We start from the raw sequence: 19,644 nt of genomic DNA, 5'->3' as shown, positions 1-19,644 counted from the left end.
ATGGAGGTTGGTGTGTTTTTGGAGGCTAATCTAAATGGAATCTTAATTACCCGTCTCGGGTGGATTTATATGAAGTTTCCCCTAAAACGCATTAACCAACTGTATGGCTATCGTACCAGAAGAAGTATGGCCAATCAAAAAATTTGGGATTTCGCCAATTTACTTGGAGCTAAAATGATATTTTATCCTAGTTTGGCGCTTTTGAGTTTAGGAACGATTTTGTACTTTTTCCTTCCTATTGAAACCATTTTCTTGATAACCATTTTTACTTTGCTTTTTGGGTTGGCTGTGGGATTCTATTGGTGCGAAACACAGCTAAATAAGCGTTTTGATAAAAATGGCCATCCCAAAAAGCACACCTCTTAATTTGGCTATCTTTGCCAGGATTTAAAGCGCAATTATGATTCAATCCATGACCGGATTTGGGAAGTATGTAGTACAGCTTCCTACAAAAAAAATAACGATAGAAATCAAATCACTCAATAGTAAGAGTATTGATCTTAATGCCCGTATGCCATCAAGTTATCGCGAAAAGGAACTCGAGGTGCGTAAGCTTATTGCCAACTCGTTACAACGTGGAAAGGTAGATTTCAACTTGTATATAGAGTTGACCGCAAATGAAACATCTTCACAGGTAAACGAAATTGCGGTACGCCAATACATGAAACAATTAAAGGCGATAGCGGACGGCGATGAGCTAAAGTTATTAGAAATGGCATTGCGTTTTCCTGATGCCATGAAAACTGATAAGGAAGATATAGATGAAGAAGAGTATGCCGAAATTTTAAAGGCCTTACAAGGAGCTCTTGCCGAAATCAACTCTTTTAGATCTGAAGAAGGCAGTGTTTTGGAAAAGGATTTTTTGGAGCGTATAGCTTCTTTGCAAAAGCTATTGGCCGATGTGTTGGAAATGGATCCCGACAGACAAGCAACGATAAGGGAGCGTTTAGAAAAAGCGGTACAGGATGTAAAAGCAGAAGTGGACGCCAACCGGTTTGAACAAGAATTGATTTATTACTTGGAGAAATATGACATTACCGAGGAAAAAGTACGCTTGGCAAATCACCTTGATTATTTTACCAAAACCCTACAGTCCGACCAAAGTAACGGTAAAAAGCTAGGGTTTATTTCTCAGGAGATAGGTCGTGAAATCAACACCATTGGCTCAAAGGCCAACTATGCGCCAATGCAACAATTAGTCGTTCAGATGAAGGACGAATTGGAGAAAATAAAAGAACAGATGTTGAACGTGCTTTAGTGCAGTGATAACAGATTTGGAACTTTGGTCATAAATGGTAGTGCTAAAGGCACGGGTAATTACTAAAAAATTATCATTAATTATAAGATTAATAATTATGAAGGGTGGTAAACTTATAATTTTTTCGGCTCCGTCCGGTAGTGGTAAGACTACTATCGTGAGACACCTTTTAGAACAGCCGGAGCTGAATCTGGCATTTTCCGTATCTGCAACTTCCAGACCTAGAAGGGGAAAGGAAAAGAACAAGGAACACTATTATTTTATGTCGGTTTCCGAGTTCAAGAACCACATTAAGAACAATGATTTTTTAGAGTGGGAAGAGGTGTATCGCGATAATTTTTACGGGACCTTAAAGAGTGAGGTAGAGCGATTATGGTCCGAGGGTAAAAATGTAATTTTTGATATTGATGTTGCAGGTGGATTACGGATTAAGAAGAAATTTCCGGAACAAACTTTAGCTGTATTTGTAAAACCTCCAAGTATAGATGAGCTTAAAATTCGATTAAAAAAGCGTAGTACGGAGAGCGATGATAAAATCAATATGCGAATTGCTAAAGCTTCTGTAGAATTGGCAACAGCGCCCCAATTTGACAAAATTATTAAGAATTATGATTTGGATATTGCCCTAAAGGAAGCTGAAGAATTAGTTGCCAACTTTATCGGCATTCAACAATAAAAGGTATAAAAATGAAGAAGGTAGGTCTTTATTTTGGCACTTTTAACCCCATACATATAGGCCATATGGTCATTGCAAACCATATGGTGGAGTTTTCGGACTTGGACGAGGTTTGGTTTGTAGTAACTCCTCAAAGTCCGTTTAAGGTAAAGAAATCTCTTTTAGATAATAACCATAGATACCAAATGGTATTGGAAGCTACCCAAGACTATCCGAAACTAAAGCCGAGTACGATTGAATTTAACTTGGCGCAGCCTAATTATACGGTAAATACGCTAGCGCACTTGTCTGAAAAGTATCCAAAAGGATATCAGTTTTGTTTAATTATGGGTGAGGATAACCTAAAGAGTTTTCATAAGTGGAAGAACTACGAAGTAATTTTAGAGCATTATGACCTCTTTGTTTACCCTAGAATTTCAGAAGGTAAAATAGAACATCATTTTAAGAATCACTCCCGTATTCATAAGGTAAATGCACCTATCATGGAAATTTCATCCACCTTTATACGCAGGGAACATGGGAACGGAAAAAATGTACGTCCTCTACTCCCTGGTCCCGTTTGGAAGTATATGGACGAAATGAATTTCTACCGCAGGTAGCTCTCATATTTGATTACCATAAGATTATCATACTTGTCAATTAATCATTTTCTATGGAATTATTATTTAGAAGTCATAAGTATCACAGTTAAATCCAATTCGGATATTTAGGGGCTAAGAATATGTAATTTACCGCAGCGCCAATATGGAGTTGGCATACTAGTTCTTAGTCAAACACATTATCTTAGGGACATTTTTAATTCATTTTGAACGCTTTAGACAACTAGGAGATACATTCAAAAAGATTAATCAATTAACATTTTTTGAATTTATTTACCGAATGTTAATATTTAACAAAAAAGAGAGTCTCTTCAACGACGTATCTGTATTTTTAAAGCATTATCAATTAAGAATCAAGCATGAGAAAAAAATTACTTGTAGTACTTCTAACAACTCTTTGTATAAACTTTTCAAGTTCCGCACAATTATTTAAAAAAAAGAAAAAGGGAAAACCGGATAAGGAACAGGTTCAAAAGTCGTCAAGTAAAAAAGGAGAAATAAAAAAGTACAGTGAAGTCATTACAAAAGAGGCCATTACCGATGAAGGGCTTTTTCACGTTCATAAAGTCAAAGAAGATTTTTTCTATGAAATTCCGTTTTCTAAATTAGAAAAGGATATGCTATGGGTAAGCAGAATTGCACAAATTCCCAATGGTCTTGGCGGGGGTTATGTAAATGCAGGCTCCAAGACCAACCAGCAGGTGGTACAGTGGAAACGTTTTCAGAATAAAATATTAATTAAGGTTAAATCATATAGCAATGTTGCGGATAGCACTAAGGCCATTAATAATTCGGTTCGTGTAAATAACTATGAGCCTACATTGTTCGCTTTCGATATTAAAGCTTTTAATCCAGATTCAACAGCAGTAGTTATTAATGTTACTGACTTTTTTCAAGAAGATATCCCTGCAATTAGTGGTCTTTCTCCATCACTTAGAAAGCAATATAAGGTTCGTAAACTGGATAAGACAAGGAGCTTTATCAATAGCGCAAAAAGCTTTCCGGAAAATGTAGAGGTAAAACAAGATTTTACCTACGAAGCGGCCGAACCACCTTCACAAGCGGCTACCGGTGCTATTAGTTTACAAATGAATCAATCTATGATTTTACTGCCGGAGAAACCTATGCAACCTAGGTTTTATGACCCGAGAGTTGGGTTTTTTACTGTTAGTCAATATGATTTTGGTAGTGATGAGCTTAAAGCTGACAGAAAGACTTTTATCCGTCGTTGGCGATTAGAACCCAAAGATCCAGAAGCCTATGCCAGAGGAGAATTGGTAGAGCCAGTGAAACCAATCGTATATTATTTAGATCCAGGAACACCTGAGAGTCTCCAAAAGTATATCAAACAGGGAATTGAGGATTGGCAAAAACCATTTGAAACAGCAGGTTTTAAAAATGCGATTATAGCCAAGGACGCCCCAACGCCAGAGGAAGATCCTGAATTTAGCCCAGAAGATATTAGATACTCCGTTGTAAGATACGTTGCTAGTACCACTAGAAACGCGGTTGGGCCAAGTGTTTCTGATCCACGTAGCGGAGAAATTATAGAAAGTGATATTATTTGGTATCATAACCATTTACGCAGCTATAGAAATCGCTACCTATTGGAAACGGGTGCTGCCAATCCATCAGCAAGAACGTTGAATACGCCAGAAGAAGAAATAGGGGAGATGATGCGTATGGTTATCGCCCACGAAGTAGGGCACGCATTGGGTTTTCCACACAATATGGCTGCTAGTTATTCCTATCCTGTAGAATCCTACAGGGATGGTGAATTTACCCAAAAGAATGGAATCGCTGCTAGTATTATGGACTATGCGCGATATAATTATATTGCACAACCAGGAGACGAAAATATTCGTTTCATTCGTCAAATGGGACCTTATGATCATTACGCGACAAATTGGGGATATAGATTTTTGCAAGATGCCGATACTCCGGAAGCAGAAAAATCGACGTTAAACAAGTGGATTCTAGAAAAAGCAAATGATGCCAAATATAAGTTTGGTCGCCAGTCTAGTAGGTTTGATCCACAATCACAGACGGAAGCTATTGGAGATAACCCTATAGCTGCTAGCGACTATGGGTTAAATAATTTAAAGTATGTAGCTAAGAATTTAGTTTCTTGGACCTCTGACAGCACAAATAACTATGCTGATTTGGAAGAGTTATATGGTGAGTTGTTGGGAGTTTACAGCAGATATGTTGGTCATGTAACGAATAATATTGGTGGGGTTTATGAAAATATTAGAACCCCCGAACAAGAAGGCTTTGTGTATACCCATTTAAACGAGAAAACGCAGCAAGAGTCGATGCTGTGGTTACATGAGAATCTATTTGATACCCCTGAGTGGCTAGTCGATAAAAGGATTTTGCAGAATATAGACCATGCAGGATATTTTGAAAAAGTCAGGAGGTTGCAAACAAGATATTTGAATTCGGTTTTAAGTTTTGATAGAATAGGAAGGTTAATAGATGCTGAAACGATTAATGACGACTATTATAGCGCCTTGGAAATGATGCAGGACCTCTCCAATGGCATATGGAAGGAGACCGGTAGAAGGGTCAATGTAGATCTGTATCGCAGAAATTTACAACGTTCGTATATCGAACGAATGGAGTATTTAATGACCAATGAATCTTCTAGAGGTAGAACGAGAACTGGATTTGAAAGTGCATTGTTCTATAATGTAGAAACCTCTGATGTTAGGGCTTTGGTTAGGGGTGAGCTTAGTCGACTTATAAGAAAAATAAGGACCGCTAAGAATGCAAGAGTAAATACGGTTACCAGCTATCACTACGATGATGTTTTGGCCAGGATAGATCAGTTATTAGAGCCCGTTAAGTAAACATCCAAAACGAAGGCCGTTTCCTATCTACTTTTGTATCTCAAACAGTGGAATGTTGAGTATTGTATGGTTATTGCAATTAAAACTAAAACGTCTGTCATAATAAAACAAAGAATGTTAAAGTCGCATTCCTTTACTTTCAATGCTAAATAGCATTACATAGAGTAGGTATACTATGACTAAATAAGTGATTTTTACTCCGAAATTTTGGCTTCTTTCAAGGTGTCGGTTCCTAAGTAACCATCATCTTTATTGTAGTACCATGCTCTTATTTTGGGCATAATTATATCGTTCACCATCATGGTGTCTGTCAATATAATATATTCGCCATCGTTTTGGGATTCGTCATGGAAAAATTGATAGACTTCCATTGCGTAGGTCTTCGGGTCAAAGTAGAAATACCATGTATCTTTTCCAACGGTTTTATCATAATCAACCTTTAGTACTAAATATTCTTTATTTTTAAAGGTCTTTTTTTGAACCGTTTCATAAACATTGGTTCCAGCATCTTTTAGTTTCATGGGAAGTCCATAGAGATAGCTATAATAGTCTCGCATCATTTTGGCCCGGTCACAGGTTATTCGGAGGCTGTCCTTTTGTGCTTTTGAAATTTCCGTACTTCCGTTTAGCATTAGGGTACAGGAATCTTTTTCAAGGGTAGATTTAATGGTGTTTCCATCTTTTTCCACGGTAGAACTATAAAATTGAGCTGGAAAATCCAATATAATTGTAGTGGTTCGTTCACTTGAATTTGGTGTGGTCATGGTAACATTAAATGCTCCTTTAAAAGTATTCCAGGTTCCCTTTGGATCATGATATGCTATGGCATTATCCAAAAGTTGCGGACCGCTTAGATTTTGACTAAAGGCAGCGAAGGGCAGCTGCAGCAACATTAAAAAACAAATGTACTTTGTCATACTTTAGTTTTAAGATGAAAAGATACGGTTATAATTCATAGCCCAAGCAATCCTATTCTTCTTCTTCGGGTATTTGTGTTTCTATGGTGGCAGGCGCTACAGAGCTGTCATGCTCATCGTGATATTGTTGAAGTAGGTTCATGGTAGCCGTCATCAGATCTTTCGTTTCAAGGAGAAGCGAAAAATACAAAGTAGTGTTCTTAGGACTCGATTCCTCGTTACGGGTTCTTGCGATTTGCGTTTGAATTTTATCGGAAACTAGATGGAACAACTCTTGTTTTTGGTTTAGGACCACTCCTATTTCCTCAAAGGATTGATTGGAAAAGGCATTTTGGGTTTGATTCAATACTTCTTCTAGTTTTAAATCAATCTCCTTTAGTTCTTTTATTTGGTTGTATTTTAATTTTTTATGGTTGTTGTTTACATGTTTAAGGCTAACCTTTCCAATGTAGTCCAAGGATTGGGATATATCCGTTAAGTAGCCCAAAGTATTAATGTAGAAATTACTTGCGCCGACACTGTTTTCATCCAAATTTTTAATAAAGTAGAAGATATGATCACGAAGTTCATCTATTTCGTTGGACAGTTTTTCTCCTTGCTTTTTATTCTTCTTCAATAAATTAAGATCTTGTTTTGCGAGTCCGTTAATGGAGTTGGTATAGATTTTATTGGTTCTTTTTAATACGTTTGAAATATTCTTGGCACTCTCAATAATAACTCCTTGTATGGAGCTACTTTCTGCTTTGTTCAAGGAGTCTTCGGCCCGTAGTTCCTTTGCTTTTTTGTTATGCGAAATGTAGCTTCTAGACAATAATAAAATTGCCGCGAACAATAGGACGGCTATTGCTGTTCCTTTACCAAAACTTATGATAGCAAGTATGGTACCGGACGCTACAAATGCGATAATAGCGGTTCCAAACCATCCGCCAATTACGTTGAGCACCCCTGCTACGCGATACACTGCACTTTCTGCACCCCAGGCCCTATCTGCTAGTGAAGTTCCCATGGCCACCATAAAAGTAACATAGGTTGTTGACAAGGGCAATTTATAAGAGGTTGCAATAGATATTAGTATACCTGCTACCATAAGATTTACGGCAGCACGTACCATATCAAAAGCAGGTAGCTCGTGAACTCGGTTTTTTGATAGGGTAATCACAGGTTTGTCAAACTGCTGATCTATTTTTTTCTGCCAAGAATCAGGTAAAATGTAATTAGTCATCTCTGCCATGGAAATTGCCAAACGTACAAATCCGCGAGATAGAAAATTAGGTTGAAAGCGCTCTTTCGTCGCTTCTTGACTAGATAGGTCAATAGAGGTCTTGACAACACTTTTTGCTTTACTGGAGAACCAAAGCGTTAGCACCATAACCATACCCGCTATGAACAATAATAGGGTAGGAGTTGCTACTTTTGCCGCTAAAATCTCCATACTGAACTCGCTTGCAGGTACACCAGACACTACCCATGCTTCATAAGACTGCCAAGCGGCAATTGGAACACCAATAAAGTTAACAAGGTCATTCCCGGCAAATGCCAGTGCCAATGCAAACGTACCCGCACCAATAATTAAAACATATATATTAGTCCTAAAGAAGGTGGTTACTAAATAGGATAGAATTGACCAAATCAAAAAATTGGCAGCGGCGATACTTATCCAGTGCGCCTCTAGAAAATCTGCGATGGTAAGACCTTCAATAATAGCATAGCTGTTGCTCGCAAAGGCCGTTCCTTTGATACCTTTCATTAATATAAAATAGGTAATTGAAGATAGCGCAATACCACCAAACAGCGCCCCTACCCATTTCGCTTTTTTTTCATATTGATAGGATAACAACAATCTTGAAATCCATTGTACTGCGGCCCCGATGGTAAATGCAACAACGACCGAAAGGAGAATACCTAGTATGATTTCAATTGCCTTCTCGTTATTAATGTAATTAATAACGTCCGTAAAACCTCCGTTATCCGCTGCTATTTTTATAAATGACATAGCAACGGCGGCGCCCAACAGTTCAAATACAATTGATACGGTTGTAGACGTTGGCATGCCTAAGGTGTTAAAGAAGTCTAATAATAAAATATCCGTAATCATTACGGCCATAAAAATGAACATGATTTCATCAAAATAGAACTCACTAGGATTAAAAATCCCTTTTCTGGCAACTTCCATCATACCGCTAGAAAAAACCGCACCTGCCGCGATACCCAAGCTTGCGACGATCATAATGGTTCTAAACGAAATCGCTTTTGACCCAATGGCGGAATTTAAAAAATTCACCGCATCGTTACTAACGCCTACGACTAAATCGGCTATCGCCAAGATAGCCAAGGCTATAATCATCAATAAATAAATGTTATCCATATTCTATACTATCAACTTGCAAATATCATTAACGCACACGGCTATAATGTTAGCTTAAGGTTATCTTTTTACTAGAAATGAATTTCTACCTGTAACCTGTACATCAAGCCGTTAGAGCTATCATTCTCGGATAAATAGCTCAAATCTGACTGAACTTTTAATTTATGACCCACAATGTACTTAGAAAGTCCTAAAGTGTATTGCGTTTGGGGATTTATTCCCGTTATCTCTTCATCTAATCGAATGCCGGTATATCGTCCTGAAATCTCCCAATTGTTGGTCAATAGATACCCTGTTTGTAGGTTAAGTCCATTACCCACTTGTACAACATCTCCTGTAAGGCTACCATCTAAATTTTTAGCTATGGCGTCCTTTGCGGATCTATACGTATACTCTCCCATAAAAGAAAAGCCATTATATTTAAACATGGCGTCAACAAAAACAGTCTTAATAGTGGTTTCATAGAAACCGGAATCGGTTACCATGTAATCGCCTTGGTTACTTCTGGTTTTCACGGCATCTTGGTTGATGTCGTAAGAAGCCGCCAACATTAGTTTGGGGGTTGTTTCACGGTTTAGATCACTCCCTTTATAGTCTCCTTTACTTAAAAATTCGCCAAAGGGCAATAGTTCCAATCGACTGGTAAACTGAAGTCCGCCGAGATTGCCCGTTGTTATGTTCCTTCCTTCTCCTTGGGATAATGCAATAATTTCACGGACCAAGAATTTTTTGGATAAATTGAAATGATGCATCAATTGAAAGCCAACATCACGATCAATGTTAAACCTAGCGTTCAAAAGCGAACGATCTACCTGTTGTAAATTACCTGAAGAAATAACACGCTCTATATTTCCTGGTAATTTTGTTTGACCAAACCAAAGCACAAAATTTTGATAAAAGTTCCATTTTACGACCGCATCATAAATAAACCTTGGCGTGTCTGCCGTGAATTGCGAACCACCGGAAATATCACGATTGGAAAGGCCCAATTCTATTTTGTATTGTAATCTAGGGTCGTAAGCAAAGCCATCAAATTTGAGCCGCGCCCTACGTACAAGAAAGCTTTGTTCTGGGTTCGTTAGTCCGGAATTAGCTACTTGATCCCAGCTGTTAATAGCCAAAATCTGCATTCTTGTTCCAACTTTCATTGTCCAACTACTATCCTTTCCCACAAGGTTAAACAAACCTTTGCCAAATGCAGGTGCATTGGTTTCTTGGGAAAGTGATAAAAAAGGTATGGCTAGAAGCAGCCATAGCCCTAAATGATTGGTTTTAAACATAGTTAGTTTTTGTTGATTTTCAGAAGTAAAACCAGTGCTAACTTAAGGTTTGTTTAACATTAAGTCTTGATACATTTTACATAGTTATCAACAACATAGGCCTTAATGACATCTATGCTTAACGCAAGATTCACAAATGTACCGAGATTTATGGCGTAAAAAAAGACGCCTTGACCAAAGACAACTGTGGGTTTCCAAAGCAACCGGTAAATAAAAGTGAATGCTAAAATTAGTACGCTAAATGGCGAAGTAGGCTAATCCTGTGTTGCTATATCCAGAAACGATAAAGATTTCGGCTAGTAATCAAAAACCAATAGTAATTAGGATACCTGTGTAAATAGAAATAATAACAAATGAAACCCTTATTTAAGATTTGAAGTAACAGGACTTGTTTTGCTGGAGATTAAATTGGTCTCAGCCATGTCGGGCCGCGTTAAGGTTTTCGCTTTTAAACTATGGTTAATCTGAGTAGTGTTATCTTGACCAATAACAATGGGTAAGAATACATCTTCGTATCCCAAAAAACGAATCTGCATTATGTATTTACCTGGCGTAACATCTGTTATCTCAAAATTTCCGTTAAAGTTGGTCTGTGTACTCCAAGCTGTTCCTTTTAACGAAATACTGGCCATTAATAAAGGTTCGTTGTAACGTTCAGCATCCAGAATTTTACCACTAACGACTCCTTTGTCTTGCGCTTGTAAAGAAAAAGCGAATAGGATGGCAAATAGGGCGATTAAGTATTTCATTGTTATTTTAACTTTACTATACAAAGAAACCCATACAAGGTTAAGTTAAAGTTAACCCGTGGTTATTTATATATATTGTAAAGGTTATTATTAAGTTTCCTTAGTTTTGGCCTATCGCATCAAACCTAGTTGTAACGGTCAAAAAATGTATCTTGCATCTCTTAAATAATTACCATGAACTGGGAACAATTACTTTCTTTACGTAGAAATGGAGACACCAATAAAAGACTACGAAACGAACAGGATGAGACGCGCTTGGGTTTTGATGTAGATTACGATCGTATAATCTTTTCATCAGCATTTAGGAGTTTACAGGACAAGACACAGGTAATTCCACTTTCCAAAACAGATTTTGTACATACCCGGTTAACCCATAGTTTGGAAGTTTCCGTTGTGGGTAGAAGTTTGGGAAGATTGGCAGGAAAAAAAATCTTGGAAAAACACCCCTATCTTAAAGAGGTGCACGGATATAAGTTCAATGATTTTGGGGCCATTGTTGCCGCTGCAGCGCTATCTCATGATATTGGAAACCCACCTTTTGGCCATAGTGGGGAAAAGTCTATTGGAGAATATTTTAAATCTGGAAACGGTAAAACTTATAAGGAGCAACTTTCCGAAAAGGAATATCAAGATATTATCGACTTTGAAGGCAATGCGAACGGTTTTAAGTTAATGACACAAGATAGAGAAGGAGTTGCCGGCGGACTCCGTTTAAGTTATGCAACGCTTGGTGCCTTTATGAAATATCCAAAGGAATCGCTACCTCAAAAGCCTACAAAACATATTGCCGATAAAAAATTTGGATTTTTTCAGACCGAAAAACAGCCTTTTATGGATGTAGCTGCCGATTTGGGCCTTAAGCAAACGGCCAACGGGAGTTCTGTTTCTTTTGCAAGGCATCCGCTTACTTTTTTAGTAGAGGCTGCAGATGATATTTGTTATACTATAATCGATTTTGAAGATGGGATAAATCTTGGGCTTATTTCGGAGGATTATGCGCTAGAATATCTCATTAAATTGGTTAAGGATACCATTAATACAAAAAAATACCACTCTTTGGCCTACAAGGAAGATAGGTTAAGCTACCTGCGCGCCTTGGCAATTAATACCCTTATTCAAGATGCGGTATCAATTTTTATGGAGAACGAAACCGTTATACTTAATGGTAATTTTCATGTTTCCCTTTTGGATAAGAGCAAGTATGATGCCCAAATTAAGGACATCATAGCTTTGAGTGTACAAAATGTATATCAGGCGCAAGAGGTTATAGAAAAAGAAATTGCAGGCTATACCATCATAGCTGATATTTTAGACGTGTACGTACATGCGTTGGCAGAAAAGAAAAAAGGAAATGCCTCTAATTACCATAAATTAATACTCCAAACACTTCCTGAATTTTACAGGCGTACGGATATTTCGCTCTATGAGATATTATTAAATACCTGTTGTTATGTTGCTAGTTTATCGGATAGTTCGGCGGTACATATTCACAATAAAATTAAGGGAAGGCAACTCTAAAAATCGTAGGCAATACCAATACCCAATACTTGCTTAAATTGGATTCTTGGTTCCCCATCGTCGGTTATAGTTCCACTAGCATCCTTTACCTCGTCAAACAGAATGTCATCGTCGTAAATAAGGTGGGTTCCTATGGTGGTGAGTATGTATTTGTTCACCTTAAACCTTATATTTAGTTCCCAGTCAACATCTATGTTTCCAAAACTTGCTAAGTAATCCGTATAGAGGTTTAGCCTGCTTTTTAGATTTACGTTTTCAGCTATATCCCAATCGAAATTATTGGTAATAAGAAAACCCAGCTCTAAAAAATGGTTTTCTCCTTCTTGGATAATATTCCCGTTACTATCCCTTTGCGCACCTTTTACCCCGAACGCCCCTCTATCCGCCAAACGCTGATCAAGTACAAAAGTAGATTTTTGGGTAAGTGGCGATAGGTATAGGTTGAATTTTTGATTCTCACTTATGTACGAGGTTCCCGCTCCTAGGAAGAAATATCCTGGTGCCATAAAACGAGATATAGGATTTTCTCTGTCCGGATATTTGTATCCGTTGGAAAATTGTGTGTTAAAGTTAAGCTGCACGGAATAGTACCAGTTACTTATCGTATCCCTTCTATATCCTAAGTTGGAGTTTAATCGAATTACATCCTCCGTCTTGCGCAATTGTCTTCCTTCTTGAGCATTGAGACCGTATCTTAGGTCTAGGTTGTTGTCCCAATTAAAATATCTAAATTTATAATTGCGAACAAATCTAAAAAAACTCAATCCACTTATGGCATTGTCACCACCGGCATTCCAATTAACAAATGCTGCTTCGCTCAGGTTTAGTCCATAGGTATTTTCTTTGGTCCAAAAAGAAGGTACCCTAAATCTATTGTATTTGTCCTTTAGTGGTTTCGTTTTTTTAAATGAAATAACGGGATTGGTAAGATTTACACCTCTTGGTATGTGTTTTATCCTGGTCAATGTCTTTCTGATTACTATGGTATCTGTCACCGTAGTGTCCAGCATCATGGTATCCCTAACTATTGGTCTAGGAATAGAATCTTGGCTAAAAGCTAGCGTCGTAAACATAAGCAAAATTATGCTCCAAACGGCTTGATGAAACGTCAGCGTTCTACTCATAAAATTTCTTCTATATAAGATTTTACCATGTTCTTGTCTATGCCTGCGATCCTGTATAAGTCCTTTACTGGCCCATGAGTAATAAATTGATCTGGAATACCGAAAATCTTACAATTTATAGTGATGTTCTCTTTATTAATAAACTCAAGAACTGCACTTCCAAAACCACCGGTAACGCAACCATCTTCTAAGGTAATAAGTTGCTCGTAATTCGCGAAAATACTTCTTAGCCTGGTTTTATCCAAAGGTTTTATAAATGGAAAATCATAATGTCCAATTCTAGGGTCATTTTCAAGTTCCCCTATAATTTCAGAAATCATACTACCTAAATGTCCTGTAGTTAATACGGCAATTTTATTTCCTTTTTTTAGCTCAAAGGATATGCCTATTTCTAACTTGCTGTACGGTTTCTCCCAATCCAATAAAAGGCCTCTGCCTCTTGGGTATCTTATAGCAATAGGTTGATTTAGGCCAAGTTGCGCGGTGTACATGATATCCCGTAGTTGAATTGCGTTTCTGGGAGCAAAAACGATAAGATTGGGAATACAACGTAAATAGGTGATATCAAAAACACCATGATGGGTTGGCCCGTCTTCCCCCACAAGACCAGCACGGTCCAAACAGAAGATAACCGGCAGGTTTTGTAGTGCCACGTCATGGATGACTTGGTCATAAGCGCGTTGTAAAAAGGTAGAGTATATGTTACAATACGGAATCATACCTTCCGTTGCCATACCAGCAGCAAAAGTAACGGCATGTTGTTCTGCTATTCCCACATCAAAGGCACGTTCCGGGAAGGTATCCATCATATAGCGCAAGGAGCTTCCGGTGGGCATGGCGGGTGTGATCCCTATTATTTTTTTGTTATTCTGTGCAAGGTCTACGATGGTTTTTCCAAAAACATCCTGAAATTTTGGTGGTTGTGGTATTTTGGATTTTTCATGTAGTTCCCCTGTTGATTTGTCAAATTTACCCGGAGCGTGATATACTACCTGATTTTCCTCTGCTTTTTTAAGACCTTTACCTTTTGTAGTAATAATATGCAGTAGCTTAGGTCCGGAGACGGATTTTAATCGCTCCAACTCCTGCACCAAACAATCAAGGTCGTGACCATCTATTGGGCCGGAATAAGCCATATTTAGGCATTCGAAAATGTTCTCGTCTTTGGCCGTTCCTTTTTTAACATTGGTCAGGTACTTTTTTAAGGCGCCTACGCTAGGGTCTATCCCAATGGCGTTGTCGTTAAGGATAATGAGGATATTCGCATCGGTCACACCGGCATGGTTTAGGCCTTCAAATGCCATTCCACTGGCGATCGAAGCATCTCCTATAACCGCTACATGTTGCCTTGTTGTATCATCTTTTAACTTGGAGGCAATGGCCATTCCTAGTATCGCCGATATAGAGGTGGAACTATGGCCGGTTCCGAAGGTATCATACGTACTTTCTTCCCGTTTAGGAAAACCGCTAAGACCATGTAACTGTCGGTTGGTTTCAAATTGGGCTTTTCTGCCCGTCAATATTTTGTGTCCGTAGGCTTGGTGCCCAACGTCCCAAATGAGTCGATCTTCAGGAGTGTTAAAAACATAGTGTAAAGCGATGGTCAATTCAATAACACCAAGACTTGCGCCTAAATGACCTTCTTTGGTAGAAACGATTTCAATAATATATTCCCTAAGTTCGCTGGCAAGTTTAGGTAAATCTGAAGGTGCTAGCTTGCGCAACTGGTCAGGGTCGGTTATAGAATCTAGGATACGTTTCAATGTTGTTTTTTTGGAATGGCAAAGCTACGATTTTTCAGGTTTTGATCTACATATTTGTAAGCTAACTGGTTATGGGCTGCTTTGAAATCCGTTTTGGGTTGGAAAGGAAAATTCTGTACTATTGCTGCAAAAAGGACACTATGATACTCCCTTATGACGACACCTATTTTATGAAAAAAGCCTTGCAAGAAGCCGAATATGCTTTTGAGCGCGGAGAAATTCCTGTAGGTGCTGTAATTGTAATCCAAGATCGTATTATTGCCAGGGGGCACAACCTCACCGAACAATTAAACGATGTTACCGCCCATGCAGAGATGCAGGCCATTACATCAGCAGCTAATTTTTTAGGTGGTAAATACTTAAAAGGTTGTACGTTGTATGTTACCTTGGAGCCCTGCCAGATGTGTGCGGGAGCTTTATATTGGAGTCAGATAGATAAAATAGTGTTCGCCGCAAGCGACCCAAAACGGGGGTGTGGGGTAATGGGTACGCAACTGCACCCGAAGACCACGGTTAGCGGTGGCGTTTTGGAAAATGAAGCAGCTGATTTGTTAAGGCGGTTTTTTCAAAAAAAAAGGAAATAAGGTTAGCCATTAGTCGTAGATAGGCAATACCTCATCTCTTTAATTCATTGGCTATCAGATTTCTTTTCTTTAGCTTTTCCCTGCATTTTGCGCACATTTTCTTCATTTAACATGTAGTCGTCCCACTTTCTGTGCTTGCTTTCCTTGTAAAGAAATAAAGGCATCGCTATTAAAAACAGTGCCAGTGTTCCAGCGCCAATGAATTTTTGCGCTATCGCTTGTTCTTCCGCATCTAGTGTATAACCGTAAATAATAGACCCTAAAGACGCTATGACGATTAAAGTAATGAGATGCTTCAATTTCATAAGCACAAAGTTAAACAAAGTATGCTTAATTTATAAAGGAAGATGTGCGGAAGTAGGCGCTAGCATCTCATTGCGACTTAGCTTGAGTTTTCATGCCTTCCAAATTCCTATCATAAAATAGGTGCCAATAATTTTACTGGCATATAGGACAAATGATTTGACGTAATAATATGAATCATCTACGCCTTCCTCTTCTAGGATTTCTACCGCCCCTGCGCTTTTTAGATTTCGTCCACTTATCTACAAAGGGCAACAAAACAAAAACTGCAACCATTATGAGTATCGTAAATAATAGATAATAGTTCATAAGGTTTTAAGTAAGGATTTAAAAATCAACATATTAAAGTTACAAAATTAGTAGGATTGGACAAAGTTCAGTTTTGATTATAAAGTAATGTGCAGTTCACATTCTTAATGGAGCTATCTGTTTGAAAAAGTACCGTGGAAAAATATTAGGGGATTGTAACAATCAATTTCCTGTAAAGTTGATTAGTTCCCTACGGTAGGCCGTAAGCAATTTAGATTTAGAGACAAAGCCTAGATACCCCCCTTTTTTGATGACAGGTAGATTCCAAGCACCACTTTTTTGGAATTTTGCCATGACCTTTTCCATGCTATCTTCCCCATAGAAAATAACATCTGGTGGTTGATGCATAAAGGTTGCTACTGTAGTAGTGTCATATAATGCGGTATCGAACATAAACTCTCGGATATCATCTAATAGCACAATACCCACCAAAACATTTTCTTGGTTCACCACTGGGTATAGGTTTCGTGTAGATTTGGATACGGACTCATGTAGCATTTTGCCCAATGTCATCTCCGGAGTAATGCATTTAAAATCTTGTTCTATCACATCGTCTAATTGCATTACGGTCAATACGTTTTTATCTTTATCGTGTGTAAGTAAGGCTCCCTGTTCAGCCAATTCCCGTGTATATATGGTATGGTCCAAAATGTTCTTGGTGATGAGGTAGGATATGGATGCCGTGATCATCAAGGGTACAAAAAGTTCATAGCCACCTGTAATTTCTGCGATAAGAAATATGGCGGTTAATGGGGCGTGTAGCACTCCCGCAATAAGGCCGGCCATACCTATAAGTGTAAAATTACTTTCAGATACTTCAAATCCAAAGCCCAAATTATTAATCACTTTAGCTACTACATTTCCTAGGGCACTTCCCATCACCATGGTGGGGATGAATATACCACCAGCACCACCAGCGGCAAAGGTGGTGGTCATGGCCACCGCCTTAAAAATGGTAAGGCCAAAAAGCAATGCTATAACCACCCAAATATTATTCATATGTGCATCAAAAGGAGTACGGCCTAAGGCTGCAATATGATCTCCTTTGAGCAAATTATTAATAAAACCAAATCCTTCTCCGTAGAGTGGGGGAATAAAATATAACATGATGCCAATCGCCAGACCACCCACTAAAAGTCGGTATTTCGGACTTTTCAGCGGTTCGAACAATTTTAAAATCCCAAAATACATTTTGGTAAAATAGACCGATGCTATTGCCGTTCCTATCCCTAAAATGATGTAGAACAGGGTGTCGTTGACCTCAAAATTATCGGATAGGGAAAAGTTGAAAAGTACTTCGTTTCCAAGGAAAAAGTAAGACGTAAGAACACCGGATATAGATGCCAATAACAAGGGTAACATGGAAAGCATGGTAAAATCCATACTAAAAACTTCTACCGCAAAAATAATGGCCGCAATAGGAGCTTGAAAAATAGAGGAAATAGCACCAGCAGAGGCACAGGCAATCAATAGGTTTCGCGTTTTGGCGTTGATGTGAACGAGTTTACCTAAGTTGGAACTTATAGCAGAACCGGATGCCACCGCAGGTCCTAAAAGCCCTACGGAACCACCAAAACCTACCGTTAATGGCGCCGTAATCAAAGGGGTGTATATTTTTTTCAAGTTGATTATCCCTTTCTTTTTGGATAGGGCGAACAGAATAGATGAAATAGCGTGTTCCAGTCTTTCCCTATGAACAAATTTCACGTAGAGATATACAAGCGTTAACCCTATGATGGGAAGTATAAAATAGAGTTGATTTCCCGATATAATAATACCATCCTCTAAAAACGATTCTATAAAATAGGTAAGGTTCTTTAAGGTAACTGCGGCCAGCCCGGCAAGTAAACCCACGACCACCGCCATGATGTGCGTAAAGGTCTTGTTGGAGATATTCTTATACCGCCATTTTATGAATTTGGTGAAGAGTTTTTGTTGTTGGGTAGGCATGAACCGTTTTTGCTAGATTAAAAGTATAAAAAATAGCTATGACCTATTACTTTACCTTGCTAATTCGTAAGGGAATCTCTAAGATCGGTCAAATCTTCCATATAAATCTGCCGTAAGGTCTCTACATACCCTCTATTATTATAATACCCGTCATTAAAGTCTGCAATTGCATCGTCAACCAAACGTAAAGCTTCGGATGTATCGACTTGTTCATTCAAAATTTTTGCTTTGTAAAATTTACTGTCTGCGGTGTGTTTGAAATACTGAATAGCCTTATCAAAATTTTCTACGGCCTTCTTGTTATTGCCAGCTTCGTAATATGCGATACCACGGTATAAAAAAGCCTCCAATTCTACCCAGTCCTCTCCCGAATCTTCTGTTTCTTTAGTGATGTGCTTATCCCAAAAAACGATGGAATTTTCGTAATCTTTTAAGCCTAAATAGGCAATGCCGCGCCAGAAATCTACGCTGTGGCCTTGAGGGTAATCCAAATAGGGTGTTAAGGTATCGGATGCGTTGAAGTCTGCGATGGCTTTTTCATAATCTCGGTAGAACCAGAGGTAGAGGTAGCCGCGCCAAGGAATGCGCTGCTTTGGGTCTAATACTACTGCTTTGTTGTATTGTGGTAACCATTTATGGGGTAGGCCTCGTTTTAAATCTGCAACCGAAAGTTCATAAACACCAGGTTCATAACTTGGGTCAATCATTACTGCTTCTGCAATACCGTTTTGAAATGCAGTAGAACCCTGCGTATAAAATATAGCATTTTTATAGGTTTGTTCAGCTAATTTCCTTTTGTCTATTTCTTTGCTGCAGTTGGCTAAAAGAATAAAAACAAGAAGGCTAGGGAATAATTTCAACCACTTTTCCATTTTCTATTCGGTATGAGACATACATATAATAATTACTTGGGCCATCGCTAAATTCTAAAGGATTCCAGTTTTTTGGGTCTGCCGTGAAGGTAAACAAGGAATCTACCATTTGAGGGTTTAAGGAAGATTCTTCTAAATTCAAATTCATTTCTATAGTTTCGAACCAACCTGCATTTCCGTCACAATTCACCAAAAAACGAAAGTTCAAATAACCGGAATCTGAATAGGAATCACCTGAGTATACCTGTGCTAACGCCGCTCTAAATTGCTTTTTGGTTCCAGAATAGGCTTTTAGGCTAGCGCTACTATAGGTGTGGTATAGCCTTCCGTCGTCACAAAGTTCATACTTATCGTTTAACAAGGCTTTGTCTTGGTCTATAAACCCTACATACTTTTTATAGGGTTTGTTCGTAGTGTCAAAATCGTTCTCAAATTTTAAATAAAAGTAGCCGATGACAACTCCCACTAATAACGCAAGCCCCAAAAGACTAAATAGCACTACTTTTACCCACTTTTTCATCTTCT

17 protein-coding genes are annotated in these 19,644 nt (G+C 38.4%); 7 read left to right on the top strand and 10 right to left on the bottom strand.

The window, feature by feature from the left end; all coding sequences use genetic code 11:
* The 5 genes from MS6x_RS09095 (at nucleotide 1) to MS6x_RS09075 (ending at nucleotide 5,385) form a co-directional block, all read left to right on the top strand.
* On the top strand, nucleotides 1-366 hold the full coding sequence (locus tag MS6x_RS09095; RefSeq protein ID WP_482606964.1) for an SdpI family protein: 366 nt from the start codon (nucleotides 1-3) through the stop codon (nucleotides 364-366).
* 34 nt (nucleotides 367-400) lie between these two features.
* On the top strand, nucleotides 401-1,258 hold the full coding sequence (locus tag MS6x_RS09090) for a YicC/YloC family endoribonuclease (protein WP_482606963.1): 858 nt from the start codon (nucleotides 401-403) through the stop codon (nucleotides 1,256-1,258).
* Nucleotides 1,259-1,355: 97 nt separating this feature from the next.
* On the top strand, nucleotides 1,356-1,934 hold the full coding sequence (gene gmk, locus MS6x_RS09085; RefSeq protein ID WP_482606962.1) for a guanylate kinase: 579 nt from the start codon (nucleotides 1,356-1,358) through the stop codon (nucleotides 1,932-1,934).
* Between the two features lie 11 nt (nucleotides 1,935-1,945).
* Nucleotides 1,946-2,533, top strand: a complete 588-nt coding sequence (gene nadD, locus MS6x_RS09080; RefSeq protein WP_482606961.1) for a nicotinate (nicotinamide) nucleotide adenylyltransferase — start codon at nucleotides 1,946-1,948, stop codon at nucleotides 2,531-2,533.
* 359 nt (nucleotides 2,534-2,892) lie between these two features.
* Entirely contained in the window at nucleotides 2,893-5,385 is a 2,493-nt protein-coding gene (locus MS6x_RS09075) for a zinc-dependent metalloprotease (RefSeq protein ID WP_482606960.1), read from the top strand.
* Nucleotides 5,386-5,579: 194 nt separating this feature from the next.
* Here the strand turns inward: MS6x_RS09075 and MS6x_RS09070 are convergent, their stop codons facing one another.
* The 4 genes from MS6x_RS09070 to MS6x_RS09055 form a co-directional block, all read right to left on the bottom strand.
* Nucleotides 5,580-6,302 (bottom strand): DUF6503 family protein, encoded by a 723-nt coding sequence (locus MS6x_RS09070; RefSeq protein WP_482606959.1) that lies wholly within the window; start codon nucleotides 6,300-6,302, stop codon nucleotides 5,580-5,582.
* Nucleotides 6,303-6,354: 52 nt separating this feature from the next.
* Entirely contained in the window at nucleotides 6,355-8,667 is a 2,313-nt protein-coding gene (locus tag MS6x_RS09065; protein ID WP_482606958.1) for an inorganic phosphate transporter, read from the bottom strand.
* Nucleotides 8,668-8,738: 71 nt separating this feature from the next.
* Nucleotides 8,739-9,947 (bottom strand): porin, encoded by a 1,209-nt coding sequence (locus MS6x_RS09060; RefSeq protein WP_482606957.1) that lies wholly within the window; start codon nucleotides 9,945-9,947, stop codon nucleotides 8,739-8,741.
* A gap of 362 nt (nucleotides 9,948-10,309) precedes the next feature.
* Complete coding sequence (locus tag MS6x_RS09055) at nucleotides 10,310-10,696, bottom strand: carboxypeptidase-like regulatory domain-containing protein (protein ID WP_482606956.1); 387 nt, start codon at nucleotides 10,694-10,696, stop codon at nucleotides 10,310-10,312.
* Between the two features lie 174 nt (nucleotides 10,697-10,870).
* Here MS6x_RS09055 and dgt point away from each other — a divergent pair, with 174 nt between their 5' ends.
* Nucleotides 10,871-12,214 (top strand): dGTP triphosphohydrolase, encoded by a 1,344-nt coding sequence (gene dgt / locus MS6x_RS09050; protein WP_482606955.1) that lies wholly within the window; start codon nucleotides 10,871-10,873, stop codon nucleotides 12,212-12,214.
* Here dgt and MS6x_RS09045 read toward each other — a convergent pair.
* Together MS6x_RS09045 and MS6x_RS09040 are read right to left on the bottom strand one after the other, a co-directional pair.
* Nucleotides 12,211-13,338, bottom strand: a complete 1,128-nt coding sequence (locus tag MS6x_RS09045) for a DUF3078 domain-containing protein (protein ID WP_482606954.1) — start codon at nucleotides 13,336-13,338, stop codon at nucleotides 12,211-12,213. The two genes, dgt and MS6x_RS09045, sit on opposite strands and share 4 nt — an antisense overlap.
* On the bottom strand, nucleotides 13,335-15,101 hold the full coding sequence (locus MS6x_RS09040) for a 1-deoxy-D-xylulose-5-phosphate synthase (RefSeq protein WP_482606953.1): 1,767 nt from the start codon (nucleotides 15,099-15,101) through the stop codon (nucleotides 13,335-13,337). Before MS6x_RS09040 ends, MS6x_RS09045 begins: the two co-directional genes overlap by 4 nt.
* A gap of 140 nt (nucleotides 15,102-15,241) precedes the next feature.
* Between MS6x_RS09040 and MS6x_RS09035 the strand changes: the two genes are divergently transcribed.
* A complete protein-coding gene (locus MS6x_RS09035; protein WP_482606952.1) occupies nucleotides 15,242-15,685 on the top strand; it encodes a nucleoside deaminase in 444 nt (147 codons plus the stop codon).
* A gap of 44 nt (nucleotides 15,686-15,729) precedes the next feature.
* On the opposite strand, the gene MS6x_RS09030 is transcribed toward MS6x_RS09035, so the two are convergent.
* The 4 genes from MS6x_RS09030 to MS6x_RS09015 all read right to left on the bottom strand — a co-directional run bounded on the left by MS6x_RS09030 (nucleotide 15,730) and on the right by MS6x_RS09015 (nucleotide 19,639).
* Nucleotides 15,730-15,990, bottom strand: a complete 261-nt coding sequence (locus MS6x_RS09030) for a hypothetical protein (protein WP_482606951.1) — start codon at nucleotides 15,988-15,990, stop codon at nucleotides 15,730-15,732.
* A 469-nt stretch (nucleotides 15,991-16,459) separates the two neighbouring features.
* Nucleotides 16,460-18,247, bottom strand: a complete 1,788-nt coding sequence (locus tag MS6x_RS09025; protein WP_482606950.1) for a chloride channel protein — start codon at nucleotides 18,245-18,247, stop codon at nucleotides 16,460-16,462.
* 59 nt (nucleotides 18,248-18,306) lie between these two features.
* On the bottom strand, nucleotides 18,307-19,119 hold the full coding sequence (locus tag MS6x_RS09020) for a tetratricopeptide repeat protein (protein ID WP_482606949.1): 813 nt from the start codon (nucleotides 19,117-19,119) through the stop codon (nucleotides 18,307-18,309).
* Nucleotides 19,091-19,639, bottom strand: a complete 549-nt coding sequence (locus tag MS6x_RS09015; protein ID WP_482606948.1) for a hypothetical protein — start codon at nucleotides 19,637-19,639, stop codon at nucleotides 19,091-19,093. Before MS6x_RS09015 ends, MS6x_RS09020 begins: the two co-directional genes overlap by 29 nt.
* Between the last annotated feature and the right edge of the window lie 5 nt (nucleotides 19,640-19,644).

This window comes from Maribacter sp. MS6, assembly GCF_056839185.1.
This window is presented reverse-complemented; position numbering and strand designations above follow the sequence as displayed.

Bases quoted from the DNA above. Each gene is read 5' to 3' on its own strand.
- MS6x_RS09065 (WP_482606958.1), bottom strand. From the start codon at position 8,667: ATGGATAACATTTATTTATTGATGATTATAGCCTTGGCTATCTTGGCG.
- MS6x_RS09025 (WP_482606950.1), bottom strand. From the start codon at position 18,247: ATGCCTACCCAACAACAAAAACTCTTCACCAAATTCATAAAATGGCGG.
- MS6x_RS09035 (WP_482606952.1), top strand. From the start codon at position 15,242: ATGATACTCCCTTATGACGACACCTATTTTATGAAAAAAGCCTTGCAA.
- MS6x_RS09070 (WP_482606959.1), bottom strand. From the start codon at position 6,302: ATGACAAAGTACATTTGTTTTTTAATGTTGCTGCAGCTGCCCTTCGCT.
- MS6x_RS09075 (WP_482606960.1), top strand. From the start codon at position 2,893: ATGAGAAAAAAATTACTTGTAGTACTTCTAACAACTCTTTGTATAAAC.
- MS6x_RS09020 (WP_482606949.1), bottom strand. From the start codon at position 19,119: ATGGAAAAGTGGTTGAAATTATTCCCTAGCCTTCTTGTTTTTATTCTT.
- MS6x_RS09090 (WP_482606963.1), top strand. From the start codon at position 401: ATGATTCAATCCATGACCGGATTTGGGAAGTATGTAGTACAGCTTCCT.
- nadD (WP_482606961.1), top strand. From the start codon at position 1,946: ATGAAGAAGGTAGGTCTTTATTTTGGCACTTTTAACCCCATACATATA.
- MS6x_RS09015 (WP_482606948.1), bottom strand. From the start codon at position 19,639: ATGAAAAAGTGGGTAAAAGTAGTGCTATTTAGTCTTTTGGGGCTTGCG.
- MS6x_RS09045 (WP_482606954.1), bottom strand. From the start codon at position 13,338: ATGAGTAGAACGCTGACGTTTCATCAAGCCGTTTGGAGCATAATTTTG.
- dgt (WP_482606955.1), top strand. From the start codon at position 10,871: ATGAACTGGGAACAATTACTTTCTTTACGTAGAAATGGAGACACCAAT.
- gmk (WP_482606962.1), top strand. From the start codon at position 1,356: ATGAAGGGTGGTAAACTTATAATTTTTTCGGCTCCGTCCGGTAGTGGT.
- MS6x_RS09060 (WP_482606957.1), bottom strand. From the start codon at position 9,947: ATGTTTAAAACCAATCATTTAGGGCTATGGCTGCTTCTAGCCATACCT.
- MS6x_RS09095 (WP_482606964.1), top strand. From the start codon at position 1: ATGGAGGTTGGTGTGTTTTTGGAGGCTAATCTAAATGGAATCTTAATT.
- MS6x_RS09055 (WP_482606956.1), bottom strand. From the start codon at position 10,696: ATGAAATACTTAATCGCCCTATTTGCCATCCTATTCGCTTTTTCTTTA.
- MS6x_RS09030 (WP_482606951.1), bottom strand. From the start codon at position 15,990: ATGAAATTGAAGCATCTCATTACTTTAATCGTCATAGCGTCTTTAGGG.